This is a genomic window from Pseudomonas chlororaphis subsp. aurantiaca (assembly GCF_013466605.1).
Classification (GTDB): Bacteria; Pseudomonadota; Gammaproteobacteria; order Pseudomonadales; family Pseudomonadaceae; genus Aquipseudomonas; species Aquipseudomonas chlororaphis_I.
This window is the reverse complement of record NZ_CP059162.1, coordinates 2,618,977-2,634,535: the sequence shown is the minus strand read 5'-3', so window position 1 is coordinate 2,634,535 and position 15,559 is coordinate 2,618,977. Positions and strand designations below refer to the sequence as shown.

At 63.8% G+C, this 15,559-nt stretch carries 12 protein-coding genes; 5 read left to right on the top strand and 7 right to left on the bottom strand.

All coding sequences use genetic code 11. The features are described 5' to 3' along the window. Position 1: 1 nt before the first annotated feature. The 3 genes from H0I86_RS12220 to H0I86_RS12210 all read right to left on the bottom strand — a co-directional run bounded on the left by H0I86_RS12220 (position 2) and on the right by H0I86_RS12210 (position 3,054). A complete protein-coding gene (locus H0I86_RS12220) occupies positions 2 to 538 on the bottom strand; it encodes a fimbrial protein (RefSeq protein ID WP_180925204.1) in 537 nt (178 codons plus the stop codon). A 501-nt stretch (positions 539 to 1,039) separates the two neighbouring features. Further along, on the bottom strand, positions 1,040 to 1,333 hold the full coding sequence (locus H0I86_RS12215; protein ID WP_180925203.1) for a hypothetical protein: 294 nt from the start codon (positions 1,331 to 1,333) through the stop codon (positions 1,040 to 1,042). A gap of 77 nt (positions 1,334 to 1,410) precedes the next feature. Next, complete coding sequence (locus H0I86_RS12210) at positions 1,411 to 3,054, bottom strand: ABC1 kinase family protein (protein WP_180925202.1); 1,644 nt, start codon at positions 3,052 to 3,054, stop codon at positions 1,411 to 1,413. A gap of 260 nt (positions 3,055 to 3,314) precedes the next feature. Between H0I86_RS12210 and H0I86_RS12205 the strand changes: the two genes are divergently transcribed. Continuing rightward, positions 3,315 to 3,911, top strand: a complete 597-nt coding sequence (locus H0I86_RS12205) for a LemA family protein (protein WP_180925201.1) — start codon at positions 3,315 to 3,317, stop codon at positions 3,909 to 3,911. A gap of 24 nt (positions 3,912 to 3,935) precedes the next feature. Beyond that, positions 3,936 to 5,888, top strand: coding sequence for a M48 family metallopeptidase (locus H0I86_RS12200; protein WP_180925200.1), 1,953 nt, complete (start codon positions 3,936 to 3,938; stop codon positions 5,886 to 5,888). Between the two features lie 52 nt (positions 5,889 to 5,940). Here H0I86_RS12200 and H0I86_RS12195 read toward each other — a convergent pair whose 3' ends face one another. The 4 genes from H0I86_RS12195 to H0I86_RS12180 all read right to left on the bottom strand — a co-directional run bounded on the left by H0I86_RS12195 (position 5,941) and on the right by H0I86_RS12180 (position 11,162). Continuing rightward, the gene (locus H0I86_RS12195) at positions 5,941 to 7,194 is read right to left on the bottom strand and encodes an OprD family porin (RefSeq protein WP_110175562.1); all 1,254 of its coding nucleotides are present in this window, start codon (positions 7,192 to 7,194) and stop codon (positions 5,941 to 5,943) included. Between the two features lie 91 nt (positions 7,195 to 7,285). Beyond that, positions 7,286 to 8,590: a CitMHS family transporter gene (locus H0I86_RS12190; RefSeq protein ID WP_180925199.1), complete on the bottom strand. Its 1,305-nt coding sequence runs from the start codon at positions 8,588 to 8,590 to the stop codon at positions 7,286 to 7,288. A gap of 127 nt (positions 8,591 to 8,717) precedes the next feature. After that, the gene (gene dctA, locus H0I86_RS12185; protein WP_180925198.1) at positions 8,718 to 10,040 is read right to left on the bottom strand and encodes a C4-dicarboxylate transporter DctA; all 1,323 of its coding nucleotides are present in this window, start codon (positions 10,038 to 10,040) and stop codon (positions 8,718 to 8,720) included. Positions 10,041 to 10,085: 45 nt separating this feature from the next. Further along, a complete protein-coding gene (locus tag H0I86_RS12180; RefSeq protein ID WP_180925197.1) occupies positions 10,086 to 11,162 on the bottom strand; it encodes a 4-oxalomesaconate tautomerase in 1,077 nt (358 codons plus the stop codon). A gap of 168 nt (positions 11,163 to 11,330) precedes the next feature. Here H0I86_RS12180 and H0I86_RS12175 point away from each other — a divergent pair, with 168 nt between their 5' ends. The 3 genes from H0I86_RS12175 to H0I86_RS12165 all read left to right on the top strand — a co-directional run bounded on the left by H0I86_RS12175 (position 11,331) and on the right by H0I86_RS12165 (position 15,547). Further along, on the top strand, positions 11,331 to 12,221 hold the full coding sequence (locus H0I86_RS12175; protein WP_009048382.1) for a LysR family transcriptional regulator: 891 nt from the start codon (positions 11,331 to 11,333) through the stop codon (positions 12,219 to 12,221). Between the two features lie 218 nt (positions 12,222 to 12,439). Further along, positions 12,440 to 14,263 (top strand): monovalent cation:proton antiporter-2 (CPA2) family protein, encoded by a 1,824-nt coding sequence (locus H0I86_RS12170; RefSeq protein ID WP_180925196.1) that lies wholly within the window; start codon positions 12,440 to 12,442, stop codon positions 14,261 to 14,263. A gap of 180 nt (positions 14,264 to 14,443) precedes the next feature. Beyond that, positions 14,444 to 15,547: a DNA alkylation repair protein gene (locus H0I86_RS12165; protein WP_180925195.1), complete on the top strand. Its 1,104-nt coding sequence runs from the start codon at positions 14,444 to 14,446 to the stop codon at positions 15,545 to 15,547. Positions 15,548 to 15,559: the final 12 nt, after the last annotated feature.

Genomic DNA, 15,559 nt, shown 5'->3' with positions numbered 1-15,559 from the left:
ATCAAAGATAATTTACTGTCACGGTCAACGAGAGATTGGCCCGACCCACTGTACTGCTATCGATCTTTTTCTCTGCTTGATAATAAGCAGCAGAGAAGCCATAGGAATTATTCCCTTCCGCTGGAGCTGACAAGTCGGTCAACCATTGTCCCAACGGCACTGGATTGTCTCCACGCTTAATTTGTATTCCAACCCCGGGTACACCGCCTGCATCGAGTTTCGCGATACCTTTTTCCGGGTCAAAGATCCCGTTCACCGGATCCAACTTATATTCTATATTTTTGATTCCCGCGCCACAGCCAAGCAACTCAATATTAAAATCCTTGCGCTTCAAGGTTGAGCCAAGCCCCTTGAAGTCGGAAACAAGGTGCCGTCCCATATCGACATTCTTTGACCGGACTTCACAACTGGCAGCGGCAACATTAAGATCGCCGACCAGGCTAGCCTCATAGATAGTCAAGTTCCCTGCCAAATAGGATGCAAATTTTCCCGCCGTTATTTTGCTTTCCTTGATCGGACCTGTCTTATAGATTTCCATAACATATGGCGTCTTAACTGTAGTAGTATACGAAGAATTGTAGTCGGTAGGATAAATAGATTCGAGGCCACCGGCGGAGGAAAGCTTATACCCAAGACCCGAGTCTGCAAAAGGTAATATGCCGTTGCTTGCCACTCCCCCCGAAACGTCCTGTATCCCGTGCTTATCAGTATTTCCACATTTGAATACCCTCTCTATACCACTACCATTCACAGTAAGAACTTTTGTTCCATTCGGAGTATCTGCTGGAATTGATAGTGACTTAGGCGATGTGAATTTTACACTGATCGTCCCACTCGTCCCCTGAAAGCTGCATTGACCATATGCCTGACTGGACAATCCCAGCAAACATAGAACAAACAACCCAGCACTTGAGCGATGGAGTTTTAACTGATACTTCGATATACCTATCACAATCGTTTCACCTCATGAAAACCCTAATTATTCGTTAAAACATTCCCTCCTCGAATAAGACAGTTCTGAAAAACCACGCAACCCGGATCAACAGTCATAGCCAACATCCGTGGATGCCGCAGCCAGTAGCGAAGTTCGGGCACCTGATGTCGTGACAAGGAAGAACTCAAGTACATCTGGAATGTGCAGCACCAGATATACAAAGGCCGGAAGCAACCTGGTGACGGGACCACCGATAACGGCTTCATCTTTCCAGACAAAACGTTTTTCATGCAGTTGGACTGGTGGAACGACAAGGGCCGTCATCACGGCATCAGCATTACAACCACATGGCCCTGTACCGACATCTATCTCGACTTGAACGGCAACATCGATGCCCAAAAAGGAAACCAGACGAATATTGACCGCCTGGAGCAATGTCAGGGAAATCTGGCAAAGCCCTGATCCCCGCTCCCCCCTCAAGAACTCTTGAACAAACTCCAGACAAACGCCAGCAACCCGCCCACAGGCGCCCCTCCCGCCAGCCAGCCCACTACCGACAGCCCCTGCCAGGCCGGGCCGGCCGCGGCGAGCTGTGGGCCGAAGGCGATCAGCAGCGCGCTGATCAGCAGCGCCAGGGACAAGCGGGTCGAGGCCAGGCGCAGGGATTTTTCCAGGCGCTCGACGCCTGGCATGTCGAGGCGCAGGTCGACCACCCCGTGTTTCAGGCGGTTGATCAGCAGGCGGGTCAGCTGCGGCAGTTCGACGGCCACGCCGCGGCCCAGCTCCAGGCCGTCGAGGCCCAGGCGCCGAGCCAGTTTCCAGCTGAACTGCTGCTTGAGCATCTTGCTGATCGCCGGGCGCGCGGTGGCCACCAGGTCCAGTTGCGGATCGAGCCGGGTGAGCACGCCATCGGCGGTGATCAGCGCCTTGAACAGCACCAGCAGGTCGGCCGGCAGCAACAGTTGGTATGCGCGCATCAGGCCGAGGAAGTCCTCGATCATCGCACTCATGTTCAGCGCCTTGCCGCCGTGCCGGCCCATGAACTCCCGGGCGGCCTGTTCGATGGCGGACAGGTCTCGCACCTGCTCCCCGCTCCAGTCGATCAGCACCGCCACCAGCGCTTCGGTACTGCCCTCGGTCATGGCTCGCATAAAGCCCATGACCTCCAGGCGCCGGCGTTCGTCGAGGCGCCCGACCATGCCGAAGTCGATAAAGCCGACGCGGTTGTCGTCCATGGCCCGCAGGTTGCCGGGGTGCGGGTCGCCATGGAACAGGCCATCTTCCAGCAGCATCTTGATAAAGGCCTGGGCCCCGCGCTGCGCCAGCAGGCTCGGGTCCAGCCCCTGCTCTATCAGCGCCTGTCGTTCCAGTGGTGTATGGCTGGGCAGGAATTCCTGGACCAGCAGGCGCTCGCTGCTGTGCAGCCAGTGGATACGCGGAATGGCGATCTGCGGATGCTCGGCGAAATTCGCCGCCACCGTGTCGCAGTGCTGGCCTTCCTGGGTGAAGTCCAGTTCTTCGAGCATGGCCCGGGCCAGTTGCCGGACCATCTGCCGCGGCTGGTAATGGGCCAGGGCGGCGCTCTCTTCCACCAGCATCGCCACGCCTTCCAGCAGTTGCAGGTCGGCGCTCATCTTGCGCCGCAGGCCGGGGCGCTGCACCTTGACCACCACCGCCTCGCCGCTGAGCAGGCGCGCGCGATAAACCTGGGCGATGGAGGCCGCGGCCAGGGGCTCGGTGTCGAACTCGGCGAACACCTGGTCCAGCTCGCAGCCCAGGTCGTCGCGCACCTGGTCTTCCAGCTCGCTCCAGGGCAAGGTCGCGGCGCTGCTGTGCAACGATTCCAGTTCGCTGATCCAGTGCGGCGGCAGGATGTCGCTGCGGCTGGCGAGGATCTGCCCGAGCTTGATAAAGGTCGGCCCGAGTTTTTCCAGGGCCAGGCGCACCCGTTGCGGCGTCGAGTCCTGCGGCTGCGTTTCAGTACCGGCTTGCGACTCGCCCAGCAGGCGCCCCAGGCCCAGGCGCAGCAGCACGTCCTGGGCACCGAAGGCCGCGAGCACGGCGACTATCTGATGCACCCGCTTATGGTGTTTGAGTGCCGTCCAGGTGGGTTCGAGCATGGTCGGGATGATCCTTCAACGGGGTGACGCCCGCGGCGTGGCCGACGGACTCAAGGTTGGGCGGCGCGCCTGCCGGGGACTCCGGCACCGACGACGCACCCTGCAAGGTCCGACCACAACGAGCGGCAATCATTCAGCCGATGCATGCCCTGCCGGGTTCGCTGGGCTGCCGAAGACCGGCGGCAGGCCATGGCGGCGCCCGCGATAAATTCGGTTACCATGGCGCCCCCTGAAATCCGCACGCCGATAAGGACATCCGTATGGCTGTTTCAACTATTGTGATTCTGTTCGTTCTGGCCCTGCTGGTGGTCTACGTCATCACCGTCTACAACGGCCTGGTGGCCCGCCGGAACCGCTTCAAGAACGCCTTCGCGCAGATCGAAGTCCAGCTCAAGCGCCGTTACGACCTGATCCCCAACCTGGTGGAAACCGCCAAGGCTTACCTCAAGCACGAGCGCGACACCCTCGAAGCCGTGACCGCGGCGCGCAATGCCGCGCTGGCGGGTCTCAAGGCTGTCGCGGCCGAGCCCGGCAACCCGCAGCACATGGCGCAGCTGGGCCAGGCCGAAGGCGCGCTGTCCAGCGCCATGGGCCGGCTGAACCTGAGCATGGAGGCCTACCCGGACCTCAAGGCGTCGCAGAACATGCAACAGCTGAGCGAAGAGCTGACCAGCACCGAAAACAAAGTGTCCTTTGCCCGCCAGGCCTTCAACGACACGGTGATGGATTACAACAGCTACAAGCAGAGTTTCCCGCCGGTGATCCTGGCCGGCCTGTTCGGCCATGGCGCCGATGCCAGCCTGCTGCAATTCGCCGACAGCGCCCTGATCCAGGAAGCCCCCAAGGTCGCGTTCTAACCCCCTGTCACCCTGGATGGTCCGATGAATTTTTTTGAACACCAGGCCCGGGCCAAGCGGCGTACCTGGACCCTGGTGCTGCTGATGATCCTGGCCGTGCTGTGCCTGGTGACTGTCACCAGCCTGGCGCTGAACCTGCTCTGGCTGCAATTTCTCAAGGAGATGAAGCAGTCGCCGAGCTTCGACTGGCGGCTGACCGCGATGATCGCCGCGGTGGTGTTCCTGGTGGTGATCGGCAGCAGCATGGGCAAGCACTCCGAACTCAAGGCCGGCGGCAAGGTGGTCGCCAAGCGCCTGGGTGGCCGGTTGATCAACCTGCACCCGGACGGCCTGGAAGAGCAACGCCTGCTCAATGTGGTCGAGGAAATGGCCCTGGCCTCGGGCACGCCGGTGCCACAGGTGTACGTGCTGCCCGATGCCGGGATCAATGCATTCGCCGCCGGCTTTACCCCACAGGAAGCGGTGATCGGGATCACCCGCGGCGCCATCATGGTGCTCAACCGCGAGGAACTGCAGGCGGTGATCGCCCATGAGTTCAGCCATATCTACAACGGCGACATGCGCCTCAACACCCGGCTGGTGGCGATTGTCCACGGCATCCTGGTCATCGGCCTGACCGGCGAGGCGATGGCCAACGGGGTCAACCAGGCCGGCCGGCTGGCGCAGAATCGGGTCGGCGGGCTGGCGATGTGGAGTGGCCTGGCGCTGATCCTGCTGGGCTCGGTCGGGACCTTTTTCGGCAATATGATCAAGGGCGCCATCAGCCGCGAGCGCGAGTTCCTCGCCGATGCCTCGGCGGTGCAGTTCACCCGCAACCCGGCCGGCCTGGTCGGCGCGCTGAAAAAGATCGGCGGTTATGCCGCCAGCTCGAAACTCGACAGTGCCTTCAGCGCTGAATACAGCCACCTGTATTTCAGTGAAGGGGCCACCCTCTCCGTCTACGGCCAGTCCGCGACCCATCCGCCCCTCTCGGCGCGGATCCGGCGCCTGGAACCGGGCTGGGACGGCCGCTTGCCCACCGTCGAAGCCATCGAACTGCCGGCCGAGCCCGCCCGCGCCGGCCTGGACAGCTCCGGGGAGTTCAGCCGCCAGTCGCAAGCGACCAGCGCCCTGGTCTTCGACCTGAATGCGATCAAGCAGTCGATTGCCAGCATCGGCAGCCCGAACGCGCAACATCTGCTGGTGGCCCAGGCAACGCTGGTCAGCCTCGACCCGGCGCTCCAGCGCAGCGCCCACAGCACCACCGGCGCCCAGGCGCTGGTCTATGGCCTGCTGCTGTCCGCCAACGATTCGATACGCCGCCGGCAACTCGCGCAGCTGGATGCCAACAGCCCCGCCGAGGTCTTCGGTTGCCTGCAAGCCCTGCAAAAACAACTGGCGGCCCTCGACCCGAACCTGCGCCTGCCGCTGCTGGACCTGTCGATTCCGGCCCTGCAGCAACTGGACAAGAAAGCCTGCAAGCCGTTCATGGACAACCTGCGACAACTGATCGACGCCGACGACCAGGTCGAGCTGCTGGAGTGGACGCTGCTGCGCATCGTGCAGCGCAATGTCGAAGGCCTGCCGGCGCCCGAATACAAATGGGGGCTGTTCCAGCGCAGCGAAGAAGTGGCGGTCCTGCTCGGCGCCCTGGCCAGTGCCGGGCAAAAGACCGCGCAGCAGGCCCAGCTGGCCCTGGCCCATGCCTGGACCGGCCTGCCCTTCGCCCAGCCGCAACCGGCGCAGGTCGACCTCGAACACCTGGATGCCGCCCTGGTGCGCCTGCGCCAGCTGATGCCCGAGGAACGGCCGACGCTGCTGCAGGCCATGGCCCGCTGCGTCTGCCATGACGGCCAGGTCACCGTGGCCGAAGCCGAGCTGATGCGCGCCGTAGCCGACGTGCTGGATTGCCCGATGCCACCGCTGCTGTCCTCGGCAGTCACCGAACCAGTGTCTTCCCCGGCATCTGTCAGCGCCCCCCAGACCGCCACGCTCTGAGTACCGGTCAACCATGCCTGCCCAGCGCCAGCCTGGGCAGGCACCGCCATCCTTACCAGAGCGCGATCTCGTAGGTGAAATAGAGGCGGTTGCTGTCGCGTCCCCGGGCGAATTCGGAACGGTACACGTAGTTGCGCAGCTTCACCCCCAGCCCCTTGAAGCGGCCTTGCTGCACCACATAGGCCAGTTCGGCATCGCGTTCCCATTCCTTGATCGCCGTGTTCGAGCGGCCGTCGCTGCCGCTCAGGTAGCGGGTGGAAAACGCCAGCCCCGGCACCCCGAGCGCGGCGAAGTTGTAGCCGTAGCTGAGCATCCAGGTTTTCTCGTCTTCCTCGATGAACTTGCCAATGCCCACGTTGCTGAACGAGTACACCGTGGCGCCGCTGATATAGGGCAACCCGGCATCCCCGTTGAGCACCTGGTAGCCGCCGCCCAGGGTATGGCCGGCAATGGCATAGGACAGCAGGCCGCTGAGCATATCGTTGTCGATGTTGCCGCCGTAGGCCGAACCGCTGTCGCTGCTGTGGAAGTAACGCAAGTCACTGGTCAGTACGCCGGCGCCCAGCTTCAGGTCGTGCTGGATACCGGCGAAGTGCTGCCGGTAGAAGTTCTCGAGCTCGCCGTAGAAGTAGCTCAGGCGCAGGTTCTTGCCGAGCTTGTAGTCGCCCCCGGCATAGGTGAAGTCCCCGGACTTGTCGCCGGCATAACCGTCCGCAACGATCGGCACGCTGTCGCTGGAATCGCGCAACTTGAAGCGATCCAGCCGGCCAGCGGTGAGCGTCAGGTTGTCGATGTCGCTGCTGGTGAGCTGCGTGCCCTGGTAGGTCTGCGGCAGCAGGCGCGCGTCGTTGTAGATCAGCACCGGGTTCCTGGGCAGCAAGGTGCCGTACTTGAGCGTGGTCCCGGCCAGCCTGGCCTTGGCCGTGACACCGGCACTGGCGAACGCGTCGGCGGCGCGACCGTCGTCATGCACCGGCAGCAAGCCGGTACCGCTGCGGCCCCGTCCCGAGTCGAGCTTGACCCCGACCAGGGCCAGCCCGTCGACGCCCAGGCCGAGGGTGCCGGGGGTGAAACCCGACTGGAAATCCAGCAGCAGGCCCTGGGCCCATTCCGTGCGCTCGCTCTTGGCCGTGCGTGCCGCCCGGGCACTCAGGCCATGCTCGTCACGGAAGTTCTCATTGAAATAGACATTGCGCAGTTGCAGCTTGAGCGTGCTGTCGTCGCCGAAGCCTGCCGCATCAACGGTCGTCAGCGGCAACAGAGCGGCCAGGGGCAGCAACGCCCCACGGGTGATCGAAAGGGTCATATCGGACTACTCATTGTTGTTATTCGAGGTGTTGCGCGCGCCACGCCCGTGGCGCGCCGGGGAACCCTTGCGGGTTCACAGGAGAACAGGCTCAGGAAAACAGGGTCAGCGCGCCGGTCAGCAGGGCCAGGGCGGTAATCACCAGGGAGGTCAGCACCGCCCATTTGACGGTGGCTCTCTGGAAGTCGCCGATGTCGCGATCGACCATCCCCACCAGCAGCAGGGTCGAGGCCACCAGCGGGCTCATCAGGTGCACCGGCTGGCCGAGGATCGAGGCCCGGGCGATTTCCAGCGGATCGATGCCATAGGCCGCCGCGGCATTGGCGAGGATCGGCACCACGCCGAAGTAGTAGGCATCGTTGGACAGCACGAAGGTCAGCGGCATGCTGGTGATCGCCACCACCAGCGGGAACAGGTGCCCCCACGACGGCGGGATCCACTCCACCAGGGTCTGTGCCAGGGCATCGACCATCTTGGTTCCGGAGAAGATCCCGGCAAAGATGCCGGCGGCGAACACCAGCAGCACCACGGTCATGGCATTGCCCGAATGGGCGAGGATCCGCTCTTTCTGCAGCTCCAGCTGCGGGTAGTTGATCATCAGCGCCAGCATGAAGCCGATCAGGAACAGGATCGCCGAATGCATCAGGCCCATCACCAGCGCCACCATCACCGCCACCACCAGCATCAGGTTGACGTAGGCCAGCTTCGGCCGCTTGCAGGGCGTGTCCTCGACTATGGCCTTGATGTAGCAGTTGCCTCCACCGCTCTGCAGTTGGGTGTTGCCGATGCGCTTGCGCTCGGCGCGGCCCAGCAGAAAGGCGCTGAACACCACCCAGGCCGCACCGCCGATCATGGTCGGCAGCAACGGCACGAAGTACTCGCCGGCATCCAGCCCGAGGGCGGCGATGGCCCGGGTGGCCGGACCGCCCCAGGGGGTCATGCCGCTCATGATGCTCAGGGAGAGCATGGCGATGGTGGCAAGGATCATCGGGTTCATGCCGATGCGCTTGTACAGCGGCAGCATCGCCGCACAGGTGATCATGTAGGTGGTGGTGCCGTCACCGTCCAGGGCCACCAGCAGCGACAGCAACGCGGTGCCGATGGCGATCTTCACCGGGTCGCCGTTGACGCGCTTGAGGATCTTGCGGATCAGCGGGTCGAACAGGCCCGCGTCGATCATCAGGCCGAAGAACAGAATCGCAAACAGCAGCAGTGCCGCGGAGGGGGCGACCATTTTCAGGCCGTCGAGCATCATTTTTCCGGTGCTGCCGGCAAATCCGCCGATCACCGCGAAGACGATCGGCACCAGGGTCAGGGCAACGATCGGGGACAAGCGCTTGGTCATGATCAGGAACGTGAACACGACCACCATGGCCAGGCCGAGTAATGCAAGCATGTGGGATTCTCTTGTTGTTATGGACAAGCATGGCCGACGCCCAGGCGCACGGCCCCCTTACCCGCCAGGCGGAGCCTGGCGAGGGTTGCAACCGGGTCGAACGGTGTTGTGAGGGCGCCGCGAACGGCTAGAGGTGTTTGCCGGCCTGCACCGGCTCCCAGGGTTCGTCACTGGCCTGGGCATTGTGCGTCGCCTGGCCATCCAGGGTCTGTAGCAGCACCTGGCGCTCGCAGGCGTTTTCCGACAGCGAGATCACTACCGTGGCCACGGCATTGCTGGCCAGGCTGGTGAGCGCCCGGGCCTCGGACATGAAGCGATCGATGCCGATCAACAGCGCCAGCCCCGCCAAGGGGATGTCGTGGATCACCGTCAGGGTCGAGGCCAGCGCGACGAAACCGCTGCCGGTGACACCCGCCGCGCCCTTGGACGACAGCAGCATGATCGCCAGCATCGTCAGCACCTGCCCCAGGCTCAAGTCGATGTTGCAGGCCTGGGCAATGAAAATCGCCGCCAGCGACAGGTAGATGGCCGTGCCGTCGAGGTTGAACGAGTAGCCAGTGGGCAGTACCAGGCCCACCACGCCTTTCTTGCAACCCAGCGCCTGGAGCTTTTCCAGCATGCGCGGCATCACCGGCTCGGTGGACGAGGTGCCCAGCACCACCAGGAACTCTTCACGCAGGTAGCGCAACAGCTTCCACAGGCTGAACCCGTGGGCGCGACAAAGGCCGCCCAGCACCACGAAGACGAAGAATCCGCAGGCGATGTAGAGGGTCATGATCAGCTTGGCCAGGGCGCCCAGGGAGGTAATGCCGTACTGGCCGACCGTGAAGGCCAGCGCGCCGAACGCCCCGACCGGGGCAAAGCGCATCAGGTAGGAGAAGATCTTGAACACCATGTGCGAAGCGGCTTCCAGCACATCCAGCACGGGCTTGCCGCGCTCGCCCAGGGACGACAGGGCAAAGCCGCAGAGCACTGCGATGAACAAGACCGGCAGCACCTCACCCTTGTTGAAGGCGCCGATAAAGGTCTCGGGGATGATGTGCATGAAAAACTCCACCACACTCAGCTTGGCCGCCGACTCGGTGTACTGCGACAGGCCCTGGGTACTCAGCTGGGTGGGGTCGATGTTCATCCCCGCGCCGGGCTTGAACAGGTAGACCGCCACCAGGCCGATGATCAGGCTGATCACCGTCAACGCCAGGAACAGCAGCAAGGTCTTGCTCAGGAGGCGCCCCAGGGAGCGCTTGTCGTTCATCCCGGCGATCCCGGTGACGATGGTGCAGAACACCACCGGCGCGATCATCATCTTGACCAGCCTGATGAAGGCATCGCCCAGGGGCTTGAGGGCAATGGCCTGCTGGGCCCAGAAGTGCCCGACCACCACGCCCAGCAGCACGGCACAGATGATCTGGAAGTAGAGCGATTTAACGACTTTCATGGCATCACCCATTTTTAGAATTGTTCTGATGCGAACGACTGTCACTGCGGTGCAGGACTATCCGGCCAGGCGTTGTGACGCCGGGGCGTAGACGAAACCGGAGAACAGCCTTCGCGCGGTGCGCACCACCGAGGCGCGAATGGTCTCTCCCTGGTCGCCGGTGTAGGACAATACGACATCGATCCCGCCACTGGGGTGTTCCAGGCGCACTTGCTTCAGTTGCGTGGCTCCGCCCAGCAGTTCGGCGGCGACACTGCCCGCGCTGACACAGGCGGTGGCCAGGCCGATGGACCCGGTGATAGCCAGCGCGCGATGGCAGCTGTGGGGCATGAAATAGCGCACCTGCATGGTTCCCCCCGCCTTGGCCGGGGAAATCAACACCGGTTTGGGAATCACCTTGTCACTGACGTCGCCCAGCCCCATGGCCAGGCCGGCCTGCAAGCGCAAGGACTCCAGTCGCTCCAGAAAGGCTTTGTCGGCGTCCAGCTCGGCGGGAGATTCATCGCCGCGCTTGCCCAATTGCCCAGCCTCGACGATCAGCATCGGCATGGCCATGTCGATGCAAGTCACCGGTACGCCATCGATCAGATCCTGGGTGTTCCCGGTGGGAAAGAGTTTGCCGGTCTTGCTGCCCGCGGCGTCGAGGAACGTCAGTTGCACGGGAGCCGCGGTGCCGGGCACGCCATCGATGGCGGTATCGCCTTCGTAGCTGACCTTGCCCGCCGGCGTCTGCACCAGGGAGTGGACGAAGGTGCCGGTATTGAGATTGCGGATCCGCACCTGGGTCTGCTCACCAGTGGCCTTGACCAGGCCCTGCTCGACGGCGAAGGGGCCGACCGCGCACAGCATGTTACCGCAGTTGGGCGCCGTATCGACCCGGCGCTGGGACACCATCACCTGCACGAACAGGTAGTCGACATCGGCCTCGGGGTGTAGCGACGGGCTGACGATCGCGACCTTGCTGGTCTGCGGACTGCCACCGCCAATGCCGTCGATTTCCAGCTCATGTCCCGAGCCCATCAGGTCGAGCAGCAGCTCATCGCGCTGCTCGATGGACACCGGCAGATCCCAGGCGAGAAACACCGGTCCCTTGGAGGTACCGCCGCGCATGAGCACACAAGGAATTCGTTGCATGGACATAGACTCTTGTTAATCAATCGGGTTAATTGATGTTCTGGGCACAAGAGTGTCAGGGAACGAACCATGTTTCCAATGCAAATATCGTAGCGATTATTGCGCTTCACACATGAAAATTCTAAAGTGGCAGCGCCTGCCTTCCTGCCCTCGCCTGAGACGAAAAACATGGAATATGAGCTCCAGGACATAAGATCCTTCGTGAAAATCGCCGAACTCGGCAGTTTCCATGAAGCCGCCGATGCCCTGCACTTGTCCCAGCCGGCCCTGAGCCGCCGGATCAAGAAGCTGGAGGAAGGCCTGGGCACTGCCCTGCTCGACCGCACCACGCGCAAGGTCAGCCTGACCAGCGTCGGCCGGGACTTCCTGCCCAAGGCCCGGCGCCTGCTGGATGACTTCGACGACTCGATCCTCAATATCCGCGAACTGGCGGAACGGCAGATCGGCCAGGTGACCCTGGCCTGCATTCCCACCGCGGCCTTCTACTTCCTGCCGTCGGTGATCCGCCTTTATAACGAGCGCTATCCGAAAATCCGCATCCGCCTGCTCGACCTCAGCGCCAACGAAGGGCTGGAAGCGGTGCTGCGCGGCGAGGCGGACTTCGGTATCAACATGATGAGCGGCCAGCACCCGGACATCGAGTTCGTGCCCCTGGTCAACGAACCTTTCGTACTGGCGTGCCGGCGTGACCATGAACTGGCGAAAAAGACCTCGGTCACCTGGTCGGAACTCAGTGATTACCGGCTGATCGGCGTCGGCCGCCTGAGCGGCAACCGCATGCTGCTGGACCATGCCCTGTCCGGCCTGAGCTGGCGTCCCCAGTGGTTCTACGAGGTGCAACACCTGTCCACCTCGCTGGGCATGGTCGAGGCCGGGCTCGGCGTGTCGGCCATGCCCAGCCTGGCCATGCCCGCGGCCGACCACCCGACCCTGGTGAGCATTCCGCTGAGCGAACCGGTGGTCAACCGCACCCTGGGCCTGGTCTACCGGCGCGGCGCCTCGCTGTCGCCCGCCGCGGAAAAGTTCGTGTCGATCCTGCTCGAACAGTGGCCGCATTGACGGCCTGTGGCGCAGGCAAGCCGACGAGGAACAGCACGAACACCTGAAACCTGCGCCTGACAACCTGCGGCGTATCGGCCATTAACGGCTGACTGCGCCGGGCCCAGACTTTATGCTGCACAGCCATCCCCCCATGGAACCTGCGGGCCAAACGGTTGCCTGAGGCGCAGCCGTTTTTTCCGTGCATCACCCAATACCGTTTTCCCAGGAGTAAGCCCATGCCCCATGAAGGCAACCTGTTGCAAGCCGCTGTCGTGTTCCTGTTCGCGGCGGTGCTGACCGTCCCCCTGGCCAAGCGCCTGAAACTGGGGGCCGTGCTTGGCTACCTGCTGGCCGGGGTAATCATCGGCCCGGCGGTGCTGGGGCTGGTGGGCAACCCGCAGAGCATCAGCCATGTGTCGGAACTGGGCGTGGTGTTGCTGCTGTTCATCATCGGCCTGGAGCTGTCGCCACGGCGCTTGTGGGTGATGCGTAAATCGGTGTTCGGGGTCGGCCTGGCCCAGGTGCTGCTGACCGGGGTGGTGATCGGCTGCGTGGCCCTGTTCCTGTTTGGCCAGCCACTGAACAGCGCCATCGTGCTGGGCCTGGGCCTGGCGTTGTCGTCCACCGCCTTCGGCCTGCAAAGCCTGGCCGAACGCAAGGAGCTGACCAGCCCCCACGGACGCCTGGCCTTCGCCATCCTGCTGTTCCAGGACATCGCGGCGATTCCGTTGATCGCCATGGTCCCGGTACTGGCCGGGGTCGACCACAACACCAGCAGCGCCGAAGACCTGCGCCATGGCCTGCAAGTGCTGGGCAGCATCGCCGTGGTGGTGATCGGCGGCCGCTACCTGTTGCGCCCGGTGTTCCGCGTGGTGGCGCGCACCGGCCTGCCGGAAGTGTCCACCGCCACCGCCTTGCTGGTGGTGATCGGTACCGCCTGGCTGATGGACATGGTTGGCGTGTCCATGGCCCTCGGCGCCTTCCTCGCCGGCCTGCTGCTGGCGGACTCGGAATACCGCCACGAACTGGAAGCGCAGATCGAACCCTTCAAGGGCCTGCTGCTGGGGCTGTTTTTCATCAGCGTCGGCATGGGCGCCAATATCGGCCTGCTGTTCAGCGCGCCGATCGCGGTGCTGGGCCTGACCCTGCTGCTGATCGCCATCAAGCTGCCGCTGCTGTTCGTGGTCGGGCGCCTGGCCGGTGGCCTGGGGCGCTTGAGCGCGGTGCGCCTGGGCGTGGTGCTGGCGGCCGGCGGTGAATTCGCTTTCGTGGTGTTCAAGATCGGCCGCGACCAGGGCCTGTTCGAAGCGCGCCTGTATGACTTGCTGGTGCTGACCATCACCCTGTCCATGGCCCTGACCCCGCTGCTGCTCCTGGCCTGCGCGCGCTTCTTGCAGCCCAAGGCCAAGCCCGTGGAGATGCCCGCCGAATACCGCGAGATCGAAACCGACGCGCCACGGGTGGTGATCGCCGGCATGGGCCGGATGGGCCAGATCGTCGCGCGGATCCTGCGGGCGCAGAAGATCCCCTTCGTCGCCCTCGACACCTCGGTCGACACCATCGAGCTGACCCGCAGCTTCGGCGGCATGCCGGTGTTCTACGGCGACCCGATGCGCGCGGAAATCCTCAAGGCGGCCAAGGTCGGCGAGGCGGAATATTTCGTGATCGCCACCGACGACCCGCAGACCAACATCAACACCGCCGCGGTGGTGCGCAAGCTCTACCCGCACATCAAGATCATCGCCCGCGCCCGTAACCGCCAGCACGTGCACAAGCTGGTGGACCTGGGTGCCGAGGCGGTGCGGGAAACCTACTACTCGAGCCTGGAAATGAGCCGCAAGGCGTTGATCGGCCTGGGCCTGACCCACGCCCAGGCCGAATCGCGGATCAAGCGCTTCACCGCCCACGACGAACAAGTGCTCGAAGCCCAGCACGCGATCTACGACGACCACGCCAAGATCCTGCAATCGGCCCAGGAAGCCCGGGCCGAACTGGCGCGGCTGTTCGAGGCGGACGCCCAGGACGAGCAGTCCGAAGGGGTGTTGCCGCCACCGCGCTGAATATCGGGCCGTGCGCTGCGGCCTTTCGCGGGCAAGCCTCGCTCCTACATTGTCCGCGATGAACGATGACGCCGCATTGCCTGCCTGGCCAGCGAACGGGGCTCGCCGGGGCGCTCCTGACACAATCTGTCAGCCCACTGCGCTACAGTGCTCGGCGCCCCGTCCCGAATGGATACGCCGATGACCGCAGCCAGCCCCAGCCCCCCCGCCCTCAAGGAAATCTTCAACGTCGAACGCCTGGAACACATCGCCCGGGAAATGCTCGCGGTGTACCCGGCCTTCGACCACCGCGGGTTTCTCGCCCATGCGAAGAAGGACCTCGCTGACCTCTCGGTGATGCAACGCCTGGCGCGGGTCAGCGAAAGCCTGCATGCGGTACTGCCGGCGGATTACGACGCCAACCTCGTACGGCTGTACGATCTCGCCCCGCGCCTGAACAGCCGCTTCGTCTGCATGTTCCTGCCGCACTATGTGGCCAGCTACGGCGGCCACGCCTTCGAGCGTTCGATGCAGGCGCTCAAGTACTTCACCGCCTTCGGCTCCTCGGAGTTCGCCATCCGCCCGTTCCTCGCCAGCGACCTGCCGCGCACCCTGGCGGTGATGCAGGACTGGGCCCGGGACGACAACGAGCATGTGCGCCGCCTGGCCAGCGAAGGCAGCCGCCCGCGCCTGCCCTGGTCGTTCCGCCTGGAGCGGATCCAGGCCGACCCGACCCTGGCGGCGCCAATCCTCGAACGCCTCAAGGCCGACCCCAGCCTGTACGTGCGCAAGTCGGTGGCCAATCACCTCAACGACATCACCAAGGACCATCCCGACTGGGTGCTGGTGCTGATCGAAGGCTGGTCCCTGGACAACCCGCACACCGCCTGGATCGCCCGCCACGCCCTGCGCAGCCTGATCAAGCAGGGCAATCGCCGGGCGCTGGCGATCGTCGGCGCCGGGCAGGCGCCGCAGGTGAAGTTGCAGGGCCTGCGGGTCGAGCCGGCGGTGATTCGCCTGGGGGAACGGATCAACCTGTCCTTTGCCCTGGAGTCCACCGCCGACGCCAGCCAGCGCCTGGTGGTGGATTACGCCATCGACTACGTCAAGGCCTCGGGCGCCACCAGCGCCAAGGTGTTCAAGCTCAAGGCCTTCACCCTGCCCGCCAAGGCCCGGGAACAGCTCGGCCGCGCCCAGCACATCCGCGAACTGACCACCCGCCGCCACTATCCCGGGCGTCATGAGCTGCATATCCTGGTCAACGGCGAGCGCCTGGGCAGCACAGCGTTCGAGATCCACAACTGAAACCGCAAGGAG

What these genes read in the sequence shown, in the direction of transcription:
- H0I86_RS12220 (WP_180925204.1), bottom strand. Translation starts at nt 538, where the DNA reads ATGGAAATCTATAAGACAGGTCCGATCAAGGAAAGCAAAATAACGGCG.
- H0I86_RS12210 (WP_180925202.1), bottom strand. Translation starts at nt 3,054, where the DNA reads ATGCTCGAACCCACCTGGACGGCACTCAAACACCATAAGCGGGTGCAT.
- H0I86_RS12205 (WP_180925201.1), top strand. Translation starts at nt 3,315, where the DNA reads ATGGCTGTTTCAACTATTGTGATTCTGTTCGTTCTGGCCCTGCTGGTG.
- H0I86_RS12200 (WP_180925200.1), top strand. Translation starts at nt 3,936, where the DNA reads ATGAATTTTTTTGAACACCAGGCCCGGGCCAAGCGGCGTACCTGGACC.
- H0I86_RS12195 (WP_110175562.1), bottom strand. Translation starts at nt 7,194, where the DNA reads ATGACCCTTTCGATCACCCGTGGGGCGTTGCTGCCCCTGGCCGCTCTG.
- H0I86_RS12190 (WP_180925199.1), bottom strand. Translation starts at nt 8,590, where the DNA reads ATGCTTGCATTACTCGGCCTGGCCATGGTGGTCGTGTTCACGTTCCTG.
- dctA (WP_180925198.1), bottom strand. Translation starts at nt 10,040, where the DNA reads ATGGGTGATGCCATGAAAGTCGTTAAATCGCTCTACTTCCAGATCATC.
- H0I86_RS12180 (WP_180925197.1), bottom strand. Translation starts at nt 11,162, where the DNA reads ATGCAACGAATTCCTTGTGTGCTCATGCGCGGCGGTACCTCCAAGGGA.
- H0I86_RS12175 (WP_009048382.1), top strand. Translation starts at nt 11,331, where the DNA reads ATGGAATATGAGCTCCAGGACATAAGATCCTTCGTGAAAATCGCCGAA.
- H0I86_RS12170 (WP_180925196.1), top strand. Translation starts at nt 12,440, where the DNA reads ATGCCCCATGAAGGCAACCTGTTGCAAGCCGCTGTCGTGTTCCTGTTC.
- H0I86_RS12165 (WP_180925195.1), top strand. Translation starts at nt 14,444, where the DNA reads ATGACCGCAGCCAGCCCCAGCCCCCCCGCCCTCAAGGAAATCTTCAAC.